The sequence below is a fragment of the Mesorhizobium sp. M0715 genome (assembly GCF_040320355.1).
In the GTDB taxonomy this organism is placed as follows: Bacteria; Pseudomonadota; Alphaproteobacteria; order Rhizobiales; family Rhizobiaceae; genus Mesorhizobium.
The window spans coordinates 13,321-26,652 of record NZ_JAMYPL010000033.1; the positions used below are offsets into that span (position 1 = coordinate 13,321).

The 13,332-nt window shown below is 64.1% G+C and carries 12 protein-coding genes; 5 read left to right on the forward strand and 7 right to left on the reverse strand.

Annotated features, from left to right (window positions below):
- Entirely contained in the window at positions 1–417 is a 417-nt protein-coding gene (locus tag NKI21_RS28545; protein ID WP_128305150.1) for a GFA family protein, read from the forward strand.
- Between the two features lie 36 nt (positions 418–453).
- Here NKI21_RS28545 and NKI21_RS28550 read toward each other — a convergent pair whose 3' ends face one another.
- The 6 genes from NKI21_RS28550 to NKI21_RS28575 all read right to left on the reverse strand — a co-directional run bounded on the left by NKI21_RS28550 (position 454) and on the right by NKI21_RS28575 (position 6,402).
- Positions 454–1,521 carry a D-alanine--D-alanine ligase family protein gene (locus tag NKI21_RS28550; RefSeq protein WP_128305151.1) on the reverse strand — a complete coding sequence of 356 codons (1,068 nt, stop codon included), beginning with the start codon at positions 1,519–1,521 and terminating at the stop codon, positions 454–456.
- 126 nt (positions 1,522–1,647) lie between these two features.
- On the reverse strand, positions 1,648–2,529 hold the full coding sequence (locus tag NKI21_RS28555) for an SMP-30/gluconolactonase/LRE family protein (protein WP_352673151.1): 882 nt from the start codon (positions 2,527–2,529) through the stop codon (positions 1,648–1,650).
- Positions 2,526–3,167, reverse strand: a complete 642-nt coding sequence (locus tag NKI21_RS28560; protein WP_352442623.1) for a 2-dehydro-3-deoxy-6-phosphogalactonate aldolase — start codon at positions 3,165–3,167, stop codon at positions 2,526–2,528. The genes NKI21_RS28555 and NKI21_RS28560 overlap by 4 nt, the downstream gene beginning before the upstream one ends.
- A complete protein-coding gene (locus NKI21_RS28565) occupies positions 3,164–4,123 on the reverse strand; it encodes a 2-dehydro-3-deoxygalactonokinase (protein WP_352442624.1) in 960 nt (319 codons plus the stop codon). Before NKI21_RS28565 ends, NKI21_RS28560 begins: the two co-directional genes overlap by 4 nt.
- Complete coding sequence (locus tag NKI21_RS28570) at positions 4,120–4,887, reverse strand: SDR family NAD(P)-dependent oxidoreductase (protein ID WP_023814196.1); 768 nt, start codon at positions 4,885–4,887, stop codon at positions 4,120–4,122. Before NKI21_RS28570 ends, NKI21_RS28565 begins: the two co-directional genes overlap by 4 nt.
- Before the next feature lie 165 nt (positions 4,888–5,052).
- A complete protein-coding gene (locus tag NKI21_RS28575; protein ID WP_023814197.1) occupies positions 5,053–6,402 on the reverse strand; it encodes a putative bifunctional diguanylate cyclase/phosphodiesterase in 1,350 nt (449 codons plus the stop codon).
- A gap of 230 nt (positions 6,403–6,632) precedes the next feature.
- Here NKI21_RS28575 and gshB point away from each other — a divergent pair, with 230 nt between their 5' ends.
- The 4 genes from gshB (at position 6,633) to NKI21_RS28595 (ending at position 10,993) form a co-directional block, all read left to right on the forward strand.
- Complete coding sequence (gene gshB, locus NKI21_RS28580) at positions 6,633–7,577, forward strand: glutathione synthase (RefSeq protein WP_352868575.1); 945 nt, start codon at positions 6,633–6,635, stop codon at positions 7,575–7,577.
- A 234-nt stretch (positions 7,578–7,811) separates the two neighbouring features.
- The gene (locus NKI21_RS28585) at positions 7,812–8,402 is read left to right on the forward strand and encodes an NAD(P)H-dependent oxidoreductase (protein WP_128305158.1); all 591 of its coding nucleotides are present in this window, start codon (positions 7,812–7,814) and stop codon (positions 8,400–8,402) included.
- A 243-nt stretch (positions 8,403–8,645) separates the two neighbouring features.
- Positions 8,646–10,178: a YifB family Mg chelatase-like AAA ATPase gene (locus NKI21_RS28590; RefSeq protein ID WP_127296985.1), complete on the forward strand. Its 1,533-nt coding sequence runs from the start codon at positions 8,646–8,648 to the stop codon at positions 10,176–10,178.
- A gap of 275 nt (positions 10,179–10,453) precedes the next feature.
- Positions 10,454–10,993 carry a DnaJ domain-containing protein gene (locus NKI21_RS28595; protein ID WP_127296986.1) on the forward strand — a complete coding sequence of 180 codons (540 nt, stop codon included), beginning with the start codon at positions 10,454–10,456 and terminating at the stop codon, positions 10,991–10,993.
- 117 nt (positions 10,994–11,110) lie between these two features.
- Here the strand turns inward: NKI21_RS28595 and NKI21_RS28600 are convergent, their stop codons facing one another.
- Entirely contained in the window at positions 11,111–13,279 is a 2,169-nt protein-coding gene (locus NKI21_RS28600) for a malate synthase G (protein WP_352752029.1), read from the reverse strand.
- Positions 13,280–13,332 lie beyond the last annotated feature (53 nt).

The window sequence follows — 13,332 nt, forward strand, 5'->3', positions numbered from 1 at the left end:
ATGACCAAACGCTATACCGGCGGCTGCGCATGCGGCGCGATCCGTTACGAAACCAATGACGAGCCGATCTTCCAGAACCACTGCCAGTGCAGCGATTGCCAGAAGCGCTCAGGCACCGGCCACGGATCCTACCTGACCTTCGGCCAGCGCACCGATATGGCAATTACCGGGGAGGTGAGCACCTGGCGCGTGGCGGGCGCCAGCGGCAATGAAAAAATCCACACCTTCTGTCCAACCTGCGGAACGCCGGTCTTTTTGATATCCGTCGCCATGCCGGAATTCATAGCGGTCCACGCGGCCAGCCTCGACGATCCGGAACAGTTCAGCCCGCAGATGGTGACCTACACGAGCCACGGCCATGCCTGGGACAAGATGGATCCGTCCTTGCAGGCGGCCGAGCGAATGCCTGGCGGGTAGCGTCTGCTGGTTAGCCCGCCGACACAAGGCGCACAGCTATCGGTCGACACCGGTCAGCCGGCTGGCCGCAGTTTCGGCCATGGCGTCGGCCAGATCGAGGCCCCATTGCTGGCGGCAATAGGCGCGAAAATCGAAGCAGGGCAGGCCGGGGCAAACCTCGAACTCGATGAGGTGGACGGTGTCGTCGGCCTCGACCCTGAGATCGATGGAAAACACATCGCGCAGGCCGAGCCCGCTCATCAGCCGCCCGGCGATCGCACGTATCGTGGCGTCGGCGGCCGGCTGGCTGTCGGCAACCGCAACGAGCTCCGGTTCGGCGTAATGTCCCTCCGCCTTCGCTGCCTCGCCGGTGTCGCCGTAGAGCGCCAGGCTGTCCGCCATGGTCTGGAAATCGGCGCCTGAATCGACAAAAGCCACGCCAAGCGCTTCGACCCCGGCGCCTGGCACCAGGCCGAGGAAACTGGCGCGCACGTTGCGGCCGGCGACATAGGGCTGGACGACGACATCGTCGCGATAGGCCGAAAAGACGCGCCGGCTGAGTTCCAAAGCGTGGGCGAGATCGCAACAGCGCGAATCCGGCCAGATGCCGATCTTGGCGCCGAGCCGGTTGGGCTTGACGAACCAGCCGGCGGGCGAGGCCGGCGGCTCGACCAGCCATTGGCCGTCGCGCGCAAGCCCGGCCTGCGGCACCGGCAGGCCGAGTGCGCCGAGCACGGCGCCGGAGCGGAACTTGTCCTGGCAGAGCGCGAACAGCGCATCATCTGCGCCGATCGTCTTGAAACCGCCCAATCGCGCCAGAGCGGGCGCCGCGCCGCCGCGAAAATAGGCGATGCCGTCGGTCAGCGTCCAGACCAGCGTTGTGCTGGGATGCTCGCCGGCGAGCACGCCGGTGGCCTCGTCCAGCGCCACCGGCCTGAACGACAGGCCGCGTGCCTGGCAGGCACGGCCAAGCACGTCGAATTCGGGGGCGAGGTCGGTCGACTGCGCCAGATAGGACGCGATTTCGCCGGCGCGCTGCGGTGCATGACCGTCGGCGACCAGACGGTCCAGGCAGGCCTTTTCCGGCTCATGGACGAGGATCAGTTTCGGCTTGCGGCTGGGCATGAGATGACGATCCCCGGCAGTAGGATTGCCTACCATCGCATGGTCAAGGCGTCAGGCTCTCGTGAAACCGACATGGCGCGGGCGGTTGCGTGACAACGCACCGTCCAACCGCAGAATCCAGTTCGCTCAGGCGATCAGCACGCGCGGCTCGAAGCGGCCGTTGACGGGAATGTCGAGCAGAAAGGTCATGCCGCCCTGCAGATCCAGCAGACGCTGCTTCTCATCCTTGCCCGACCAGGCGGAGGTGACCGCCAGCCGGTCGGCCTTGGCGCCGACAAAGGCCGGGCAGGACGGTTGCGTCACCGGCATGGCGACCGTGCGGACGAGCTTGCCGTCGGGTCCGTAGGCTTCGATGACGCTGCCGCCCCAGACGGCGTTCCACAGGATGCCGTCGCGGTCGAGCACGGATCCGTCAATATAGCCCTTGGCCGAGCGGTGATCGACGAACAGCTTTGGCTCACCGGCAGGCAGGCCGGTCGCCGGGTCGCAGGCGACGCGCATCAGCAGCCCGGTCGAGGTGTCGGTGTAGTAGGCGATTGCGCCATCCTCGGTAAAACAGATCGAATTGGAGACGGTGATGTCCGAAAACAGCCGGCGCAGTTCGCCTCTGAAAAACCAGTAGATCGAACCCGCACCCTTTTCCTCGCCCTTGCCCATGGTGCCCATCCACAAGGCGCCGCAGGGGTGGACCCGGGAATCGTTGGAGCGCGTAACCGGATTGCCGGCCTCGACAGGCGTGTGCAGCGTCAGTTTGCCGGTCGCGACGTCGCGCACATAAAGGCCGGTCTCGGCGGCGATAAGCTGGCGCTTGTCGTCGATGACGGCGATGGCGCTCGCCATCTGGCCAAGCTCATGGACGGTGGTCGCGCCGCCGGACAGCCGCTTTTCCAGGAGCTGGCTGTTGACGATGTCGAACCAATACAGCGTATCGGTGGCGGGATCGTAGCTCGGCCCTTCGCCGAGCTGGCAGACGTGGTCGGAAAAAACCGAAACGATCGCTTCGCTCATCCTGCTTCTCCGAACGCCGCATCCCAGGCTGTCACCGCCGCCTCGGCCCGCGCGGCCACCTCGTCGACGCTCATGCCCGGCTTGAACAGGCTGGATCCCAGTCCAAAGGCGGTAACGCCGGCCGCCTTGTAGCCGGCAAAATCTTTTTCGGAGACGCCGCCGACGGCACCGACCAGCGTCTGCGCCGGCAACACAGCGCGCATCGCTGAAATGCCGCCGGCACCCAGCACGCTCGCCGGGAAAAATTTCAGGGCTGAGGCGCCGAGCTTGATCGCCAGCAAGGCTTCGGTCGGCGTGAACACGCCGGGCATCGTCACCATGCCGTAATGCATGGCGCGCGCCATGACCTCGGCATCGATGTTGGGACTGACCAGCAGCCGCCCGCCCGCCTTGTGCAGACCATCGACATCGGCTGGCGTCAGCACTGTGCCGGCGCCGACCAGCGCCGTTTTCGGCAGCACTTGGACGATGCGGGCGATCGACGAGAACGGTTGCGGTGAGTTCAGCGGCACTTCGATCGCCTCGATGCCGGCGTCGAACAGCGCCTGGCCCATGGCCATCGCCTCGGTGGGCTTGAGCCCGCGAAGGATGGCGACCAGCCCGCGCTTGAGTTTTGGAAACGGTGCGGTCTGGCTCATCGGGCTGCTCCAATTCTAGCGATCATGCCGTTCTCACGCGCCGCCTCGACGAGACCTGCACGCACAGCCTCGTCGGCGTCGACGGCCCGAACCTCGAGGCCGGCAAGGCCAAGTGCCTCGCTGTACAGCGTTTCCAGCGCGCCGGACGCAATCAGCACCACGGGTTCGGCGCCGGCGCCATGCCGGCGGCTGGCGGAGGCGATCTCGCCGCCGATCAGAAGGCCGGACAGGCAGGCGGCGGCATCGTCGGCTTTCAAATCCTGCAGCAGGCCGGCGGCGCGGATGGAAAACAGCCGCGAGGTGACATCGCCACCATCGGCCAATGCGGTTTCGCACCAGCGGCGGAAGAACGGATTGTCCGATGTGACCGGCTTGGGTTGCTCGCCGAGCGAATGGCGCAGGATCGAATGCGCGGCAAGCACCGAAAACAGCTCGCCGGTCGGCCAGGTGCCGAAGCCGGTGACAGTACCGTCCTCGACCAGCACCCATTTCGAATGGGTGCCGGGCATGCAGACCAGCTGGCGCCCCTTGGGCGGCAGGCCGGCGCCGGCAAGCTGGGTTTCCTCGCCGCGCATGACGTCGGGCGCATCGGCCAGCCGCTGGGCAAGGCCCGGAACGATGCGGATGTCGCGGCTCTGGCCGGGCACGCTGGCAGCACCAGCAAGGATGGCGCTAAGCGGCGCCGGCACGGTGACATAGGGCGCTTCGAGCCAGCCCTGGCGGGATCCGGCCATGCCGCAGATGATGACGGGCAACGCTTGCGGCGCTCCCATGGCTGCCAGATGTCCTTCGAGAATGGTCGAAAAGCCCTTCTGCTGCGCCGTGATCAGGCCATCATCGCCACGGCGTTCGGCAAGCACCTTGCCTTGCCCGTCGATCAGCCAGACCCGCATGCGGGTCGTGCCCCAGTCGACGGCGGCGACCGCCGGTGCGTTGCCGGCAAACCCTTGGCTCACAGGAAACCTCCATCGACGACCAGCATCTGCGCGGTCAGCATGCGCGACGCGTCCGAAGCGAGGAACAGCACGGTGCCGACGATGTCGTCGGGCTGCATCACCTGCTTGATACATTGCTTGGCGACATGGGCGGCAAGCCCCTGTTCGGTCACCCAGAGCTCCTTCTGCCGCTCGGTGATCACCCAGCCAGGCGCAATGGCGTTGACGCGGATGCCGTCGACACCGAGCTTGCCGGCCAGCCCCTTGGTCAGGCCGAGGATACCGGCCTTGGCGGCCGTGTAGGATGGCATGTCAGGGTGGTTGATGAGATAGGATGTCGAGGTGAAGTTGATGATCGAACCGCCGCCGGCCCGCTTCATGCCCGGCGCCACCGCTTGCGCGGTGAAGAAATGCGGCCGCAGATTGATGGCTTGGTTGTTGTCCCAGAACTCGACCGTCACATCCTCGACGGCGTGGCGTTCATCCCAGGCGGCATTGTTGACCAGCACGGTGACATCGCCATGCGCCTCGGCGGCCTTCGCGGCGGACGCACGCAGAGCCTCGACGTCGCGCAAATCGGTCTTGAGATAGAGCGGCCGCTTGCCGAACGCCTTCTCGATGCGGTCGGCGAGGGCCGTGCTTGGGCCGTCGGCGATGTCGATGAAGGCGACATTGGCGCCCTGGCGCACAAACCCCTCGGTCAGTGCAGCACCTATTCCGGAGCCGCCGCCGGTGATCAGCACCGAGGCTCCTTCGAGGTCGGCAAAATGCGCCGATGGCATCATCGTTCCTGTCTCCCAGCGTGATCGGCGCGCATCCTAGCCACGCAAGGCGCGCGGGCAAGGGCGAACCGCCGGATTTCAGGGCTTATGTCAGACAAAACGACAATACGCCGCGCTGGACACCCGAGGTGAAGTCACCAGGATCGCAAACCGCTTCGAGATCGCCGGTCAGATCGCCTTGGCGCGCAGGGCGCCGCGGAAGGAATCACGGAGATAGCCGAGCGTGGCGTCGGCATCGACGGGCTTGCCGAACAGATAGCCTTGCCCGCCGGCACAGCCGAACTGGACGAGGCGGTCGGCCTGCGCTTCCTGCTCGATGCCTTCGGCGACGACGTCCATGCCGAGCCCCTCGCACATTGCGAGAATAGCCCGGATGATGTGCTCCGAGGGACGGTCGTCGAGAATGGAGGAGACGAAGGCGCGGTCGATCTTGAGCTTGTCGAAATGGAATTCGCGCAAGCGGCCGAGCGATGACTGGCCGGTGCCGAAATCGTCGAGCGAGACGCGGATGCCGACGCGGCGCAGATCCTCGACGATCTGCGCAGCCGAGGCCGGGTCGTTCATCAGGCCAGTCTCGGTTATCTCGATCTCCAGCCGCCGCGGATCGAAGCCGGTGCGATCGAGGATCGCCAGTATGTGCAGGCCGGTGTTCTGGTCGACGAGCTGCGAGGGCGACAGGTTGAAGGACAGGAACAGATCCTTCGGCCAGCTTCTGGCGGCCTCGGTCGCCTTGCGCAGCACCAGCTGCGACAACGGGCCGATGATGCCACGCTCCTCGGCGATGGGAATGAAGACGGTCGGCGGCACGGAACCCAGGTCGCGATCCGTCCAGCGCGCCAGCGTCTCGAAGCCGATGGTGCGGCGCGTGTTGAGGTCGACGATGGGCTGGAAATGCGGCTCCACCTCGCCGGCCGAGACAGCCCGGCGCAGCGCCTGTTCGATGCGGGTGACGCGCTTGGCCGCTTCTTCCATCTCACGGGTGTAGACGACGACGCGGCCACGGCCGGAACGCTTGGCGTGATAGAGCGCCGTCTCGGCCTTGTTGATGAGGATCTCGGTGGTCTCGTCGCCCGAATAGAACAGCGAGCAGCCGACCGAGGCCGAAAGCCTGGCGGTGCGTTCGCCGACATCATAGGGCGCCGACAGGATCTCGATCAGCATGCGGGACTTTTCGGCCGCTGCATCCTCGCTGAACACCAGGGGATAGAGAAAGGCGAATTCGTCGGCGCCGATGCGGCAGACCGTGGAATGGCCGTCCATCGAGGCGCGCAGCCGCATCGCGACCTGGATCAGGATGTCATCGCCGGCCTTGTGGCCGAACAGATCGTTGATCGGCTTGAAGCCGTCGAGGTCGAGAATGCCGACGGTAAAGGGCGCGGGATCGTCGGCACGATCGGCGATCAGCCGATCGACCTTGTCGAAGAAGCGGCGATGGTTGCCAAGCCCGGTCAACGGATCGGTGAATGCCAGATCCGTGCTCTCCCTGTTTGCCTGACCGGTGCCAAACGAAGTTTGCATCGGTGTCCCTGTTTTCTGACGTCGGAATTTATTTTCAGACTGGCAGCAAACCCTTTAGGAAACGTATCGCGAGATCGATTTTCCACGGGCAACCGCGACTGTTTCGAAGGATCGATGAAAGCAGCGCATTCGGGTGTCGGATGCCAATCCTAGGAATGTCGCGATTGGCAGACGGGCAGTGAGCCTGTACAGGCAAGACAGTCGTCCATCCGAGCCGCCGGAGACCCGCCATGAAGCTGAAAATCGCCGTCCAGATGGACCACATCTCCACCGTGTCGATCGCCGGCGACACCTCATTCGCGCTGTCGCTGGAAGCGCAGCGGCGTGGCCATGAGCTGTTCCACTACACGCCGGATCGGCTGTCGTTGCGCGACGGCAAGGTGTTTGCCCGCATCGAGGAAATGCAGGTGCGCGACGAGAAGGGCAGCCACTATTCGCTGGGCGAGAAGGTGCGCACCGATCTGTCGGAGATGGATGTCGTGCTGCTGCGCCAGGATCCACCCTTCGACATGAACTACATCACCACCACGCACATCCTGGAGCGCATCCATCCGAAAACGCTCGTGGTCAACGACCCGGCCTGGGTGCGCAACAGCCCCGAAAAGATCTTCGTCACCGAATTTGCCGACCTGATGCCGGACACGCTGATCACCAAGGATCCACTCGAAGTTGCCGCCTTCCGCAAGGAGTTCGGCGACATCATCATCAAGCCGCTGTACGGCAATGGCGGCGCCGGTATCTTCCACATGCTGGAGGCCGACCGCAACCTTGCCTCGCTGCTGGAAATGTTCGGCCAGATGTTCCGCGAACCCTATATCGTGCAGCGCTATCTCAAGGACGTGCGCAAGGGCGACAAGCGCATCATCCTGATCGACGGCGAGCCGGTCGGCGCCATCAACCGGGTGCCGGCCGAGCATGATTCCCGCTCCAACATGCATGTCGGCGGCCGCGCCGAAAAGACCGAACTGACGGCGCGCGAACGCGAGATCTGCGCCCGCATCGGTCCATCACTGAAGGAGCGCGGCTTCATCCTGGTCGGCATCGACGTCATCGGCGACTACATGACCGAGATCAACGTGACCTCGCCGACCGGCGTGCGCGAGGTCAAGCGCTTCGGCGGCGCCGACATCGCCAGCCTGTTCTGGGACGCGGTCGAGGGCAAGCGGCGGATGTAACCGTTTTCACTTTGTCTTAACCATGTTCCGGTTTCTGCAACCGGCCACAACCCAGCCGCGACCGGCGCGGCTGCATATTCTTGTAATGTTCCTCATTTGATCAGGCGATTGTATAAGCCCGCTGCGGATCGACACCGGCGATGGGCTTCCCTCCCCGCCACTGACCTTGCTGTTTCCACTTGGTTGCGCGACGGCTAATATGTGCGTGTAATTCGAAGCCTGAAGGCCCGCGCCATGAAAATCAATGTCGTCTACGCGCATCCACTAGCCGACAGTTACCAGGCGGCGCTCCACAAACGGGTCGTTCAGACCCTCAAAGCCAGGGGTGACGAGGTCGTTGATTTCGATCTCCATCAGATGAAGTTCGATCCTGTGATGCATGCCGAAGAAAGACATGGCCACTTTGACCCTGCCCAGGCACCCAGCGACTTGCAGGTTTACATCGACGCGTTGAGATGGGCGGAGGCATGCGTTTTCTGCTTTCCGACATGGTGGTCAGGCATGCCCGCAATCTTGAAGGGTTATTTTGATCGAGTTTGGCGACCGGGGGTGGCTTACGAGTTGCCGGCAGACGGTGGCGTGATCAAGCCGGCGCTGTTGAACATCCGGCGGATGGGCGTTGTTACCACATGCGGGTCGCCGTGGTGGTATACTGAACTGTACATGCAAAACCCGGGAAGGAAGGTGCTGCTGCGCGGTCTCAAGACTATGTGCGGCCGCAACGTGAGGCACCTCTACCTGACGAGATATTCCGTCGAAAACATCTCTGATGACCAGAGGGAAATGTTCGCCCGCAAGGTGGAGCGCCTGTTCGACAAATTCTAGCCATCTATGCTCGGGTATGTCATCTTTGATGCCAGCGAGCCTTTGACGGAGCGGGCGCTCAAGCTTCCGATCAAAGCCTAGCTTATGGACGGCGCTCCTTGCCGGCAGAATTCCTCACCGTGGTGAAGCTATATGTTCTCGTAATGTTCTTGCTTAACTCCGAAATCTGTGGTTGTCTTCTTTGACTTCGCTCACACCCTGATCGCCAGGGCATGGGCGAACTACTGTCCGGGGGTACAAAAAATGGTGGCGCGGGTTCGCACGGTCGCTTTCCAGGGCATCGAGGCCGTGCCGGTCGACGTGCAGGTGATGATCGCGCCCGGCAAGGTCAACATGCACATCGTCGGCCTGGGCGACAAGGCGGTGGCCGAAAGCCGCGAGCGGGTGCAGGCCGCACTGCATGCTTCCGGCCTGTCGATGCCGTCGAAGAAGGTGACTGTCAATCTGGCGCCGGCCGACCTGCCGAAGGAAGGCAGCCACTACGACCTGCCGATCGCACTCGGCCTAATGGCCGCGCTGGGCGCCATTCCGGGCGACATGCTGGCCGGCTATGTCGTGCTTGGAGAATTGTCACTCGACGGCACGATTGCCGCGGTCGCCGGCTCCTTGCCGGCGGCGATCGCCGCCAATGCCGAGGGCAAGGGCCTGATCTGCCCGTTCGCATGCGGGCCGGAAGCGGCCTGGGCTGGAAAGGATATCGACATTCTGGCACCGCGCAGCCTGATTGCCATCGCCAATCATTTTCGTGGCACGCAGGTGCTGTCGCGCCCCGAGGCCGGTATGCACGCCGCGGCGCTGGATCTGCCTGACCTCGCCGACATCAAGGGCCAGGAGACCGCCAAGCGGGCGCTGGAGGTGGCGGCGGCCGGCGGTCATAATCTGCTTATGATCGGACCGCCTGGATCCGGCAAATCGATGCTGGCGCAGCGGCTGCCGTCGATCCTGCCGCCGCTGGCGCCGAAGGAATTGCTCGAAGTCTCGATGATCGCCTCGGTGGCGGGAGAGCTCGGCGAAGGCAAGCTGACCGACCGGCGGCCGTTCCGTGCCCCGCATCATTCGGCCTCGATGGCGGCGATGGTCGGCGGCGGCATCCGCGCACGGCCGGGTGAGGTGTCGCTTGCCCACCACGGCGTGCTGTTCCTCGACGAGTTTCCCGAGTTCACGCCGCAGACGCTCGATGCGCTGCGCCAGCCGCTGGAGACCGGCGACTGCATGATCGCGCGGGCCAACCATCGCGTCACCTATCCGGCGCGTATCCAATTGGTGGCGGCGATGAACCCGTGCCGTTGCGGCATGGCCGGCGAGCCGGGCTATCGCTGCCTGCGCGGCGAGCGTTGCCGCACCGACTATCAGGCGCGCATTTCGGGTCCGCTGCTCGACCGCATCGATCTCAGGATCGAAGTGCCCGCGGTGTCGGCCAGCGACTTGATCCGGCCCGACCGGGCGGAGAAAAGTGCCGATGTGGCGCTGCGTGTGGCACGCGCCCGCACCATCCAGCGCGAACGTTTCGAGCGGCTCGGCGCCACCCGCGCCACCACCAACGCGCATTGCGCGCCCTCGGTCATCGAGGAGATCGCCATGCCGGACGCCGCCGGCCTGTCGCTGCTCAAGGACGCCAGCGAAAAGCTCGCCTTTTCGGCGCGCGCCTATCACCGCGTGCTGAAGGTGGCACGGACACTCGCCGATCTCGACGCCAGCGAAACCGTCGGCCGAATCCACCTGGCCGAAGCGATCTCCTACCGCATGAGCTCGGAGCGGATGGCGCAGGCGGCGTAGGTCACTCGCCGCCCGACAAACCGACCTCCCACATTGCCTTCCGCGATCACGCCATAACCCGGCCTCCGCGAATCGATCATCTCCACGGTGCGGCGGACCTGAATGTCCGCTTGGCCGGCGTCCTCACCACCCAACGGCCCCCACCGAGGGGGCGCCGGCCATTTTCTTCCTCTTCCAGAAGCGTGGATGTCATCGGCGTCGGACCAAGGTCTTGGCCTCCGCATTGACATTCCTTATTTAGACAATGCGAATATGGTGTGGTCGGGGAGCCCGCTATGTTCATTGACTATTACGAAGTTTTGGAAGTTAGCCCGAACGCCAACTCGGAAACGCTGGAGCGCATATTTCGCTATTTTGCGATGCGCTATCATCCCGACAATCGCGAAACCGGCGATGAAGCCCGCTTCAGTGAAATCGTGGAAGCCCACAATACGCTCAAGGATCCGGTCAAACGCGCTCAATACGACATCGCGTACAAGGACCATGCCGGCCTTCGCCGCGAGCTGACTGAGGAAGCCAGCAGCACCAAGGGCGTCGAGCGGGATGTCGTGATCCAGGCCAGGCTGCTGTCGCTGCTTTACGCGAAGCGCCGGCACGACGTCAGCAATCCCGGGATCGGAGATGTGGAGCTCGAACGCTTGTCAGGCTGTCCGCGAGAGCATCTCGAATTTCATCTCTGGTATCTGAAAGCGAAGGGCTGGATAGCAAGAGTGGAAAACGGGACGATCGCGATTACGGTGGAAGGCGTCGATAGGGTCAACTCCGAACACCGTCGCGATCCCACCATCCGGCTCCTGGACCATACGGCTTCCTGACGCCTTGTCTGTGGCCGGAAGCAAATAGCATCCGCCGCACCAGTCGCGGACGCGCCTTCAACGCCGCTGGCGATTTCACCACCGTCGAGCGAAATACGACAAAACCGATCCGTTGCCTCAGGCTTGCTGCGCCTTCAGTTCCAGCCGCCGCGCGTGCAGCACCGGCTCGGTGTAGCCGTTGGGCTGGACGCGGCCCTTGAAGACCAGGTCGCAGGCGGCGAGGAAGGCTATCGACTTGTCAAAGTCGGCCGCCATCGGCTGGTAAAGCGGGTCGCCCTCGTTCTGGCGGTCGACGATGTCAGCCATGCGCTTCATCGTCGCCATCACCTGGTCCTCGCTGCACACGCCGTGGTGCAGCCAGTTGGCGATATGCTGTGAGGAAATACGCAGCGTGGCGCGGTCTTCCATCAGGCCGACATCGTTGATGTCAGGCACTTTCGAGCAGCCGACGCCTTGGTCGATCCAGCGCACGACATAGCCAAGAATGCCCTGCGCGTTGTTGTCGAGTTCCTTCTGGATGTCTTCAGGCGACCAGTTCGGCCGCACCGCGACCGGCACCGACAGGATGTCGTCGAGCTTTGCCTTGGGCCGGTTCTTGAGTGCGGCCTGCACGGCATGGACATCGACCTTGTGGTAGTGCGTGGCATGCAGCGTCGCCGCCGTCGGCGACGGCACCCAGGCGGTGTTGGCGCCCGCCTTGGGGTGGGCGATCTTCTGTTCCAGCATTGCCGCCATCAAATCCGGCATCGCCCACATGCCCTTGCCGATCTGGGCGTGGCCGGCCAAGCCGCATTCCAGCCCGGTGTCGACATTCCACGCCTCGTAGGCGGAAATCCAGGCGGCCTGCTTCATGTCGCCCTTGCGGATCATCGGGCCGGCTTCCATCGAGGTATGGATCTCGTCGCCGGTGCGGTCGAGGAAGCCGGTGTTGATGAACACGACACGCTCTTTTGCGGCGCGGATCGCCTCCTTGAGGTTGACGGTGGTGCGCCGCTCCTCGTCCATGATGCCCATCTTGATGGTATTCTCAGTCATGCCGAGCAGGGCCTCGACGCGGTCGAATATCTCGACGGCGAAAGCGACCTCCTCCGGCCCATGCATCTTGGGTTTCACGACATACATCGAGCCGGCGCGGGAATTGGCGCGGCGGCCGTTCGGCCCTACATCGTGCAGCGCGATCAGCGCCGTCATCGCCGCATCCATGATGCCTTCCGGAACCTCGTTGCCGTCGCGATCCAGTATCGCCGGATTGGTCATGAGGTGGCCGACATTCCTGACCAGCATCAGCGAGCGGCCGGGCACGGTCAGCGTGCCGCCGGCGGGCGCGGTGTAGGAGCGGTCAGGGTTGAGCTTGCGGACAAAACTCTTGCCGCCCTTGGTGATCTCTTCCGTCAGATCGCCCTTCATCAGGCCGAGCCAGTTGCGGTAGACGACGACCTTGTCTGGCGCATCCACCGCCGCGACCGAATCCTCGCAGTCCTGGATGGTGGTCAGCGCCGATTCCAGGATGACATCGGCGATGCCAGCCGGATCGGTGCGGCCGATCTGGTTGTTGCGGTCGATCACGATCTCGATGTGCAGGCCGTTGCGCACAAGCAGCACGGTATCGGGATTGGCGGCATCGCCACGATAGCCGACGAATTGCCTGGGGTCGGCCAGCGTCGTCGAGCCGGCGCCGGCGCTTAGCCGCAGGGCGCCTTGCGCCAATGACAGACCGTTGACCCCGGCCCATTTGCCCGAGGTGAGCGGGGCAGCCTCGTCGAGGAAGGTCTTCGTCCAGGCAACGACCTTGGCGCCGCGCGCCGGATTGAAGGCTTTGCCCTTTTCGGCGCCATCCGTTTCGGGGATGGCATCGGTGCCGTAGAGCGCATCGTAGAGCGAACCCCAGCGCGCATTGGCGGCGTTGAGCGCATAGCGCGCATTCATCACCGGCACGACCAGCTGCGGTCCGGCAACATCAGCGATTTCGGGGTCGACATTGTCGGTCGACACGCTGAAGGGCGGGCCCTCCAGAACGATATAGCCGATCTCTTTCAGGAAGCCCTTGTAGGCCTCCATGTCGACCGGCGCGCCGTGATCGCGATACCAGCCATCTACCTGTTCCTGGATGGCGTCACGCGCTGCCAGCAGCGCCCGGTTCTTCGGCGCCAAATCATGGATGATGGCCGAAAAACCGTTCCAGAAGGCGTCCGCTTCGATCTCCGTGCCCGGCAGCGCTTCCCTGGCCACGAACTCATGCAGCTCGCGGGCAATCCGCAATCCGGCGATCTCGATGCGGTCGGTCATCAGGCTACTCCAGATGAAAGGCTTTGCGGGCCTTTGGCATGTCAGGTTTGCCG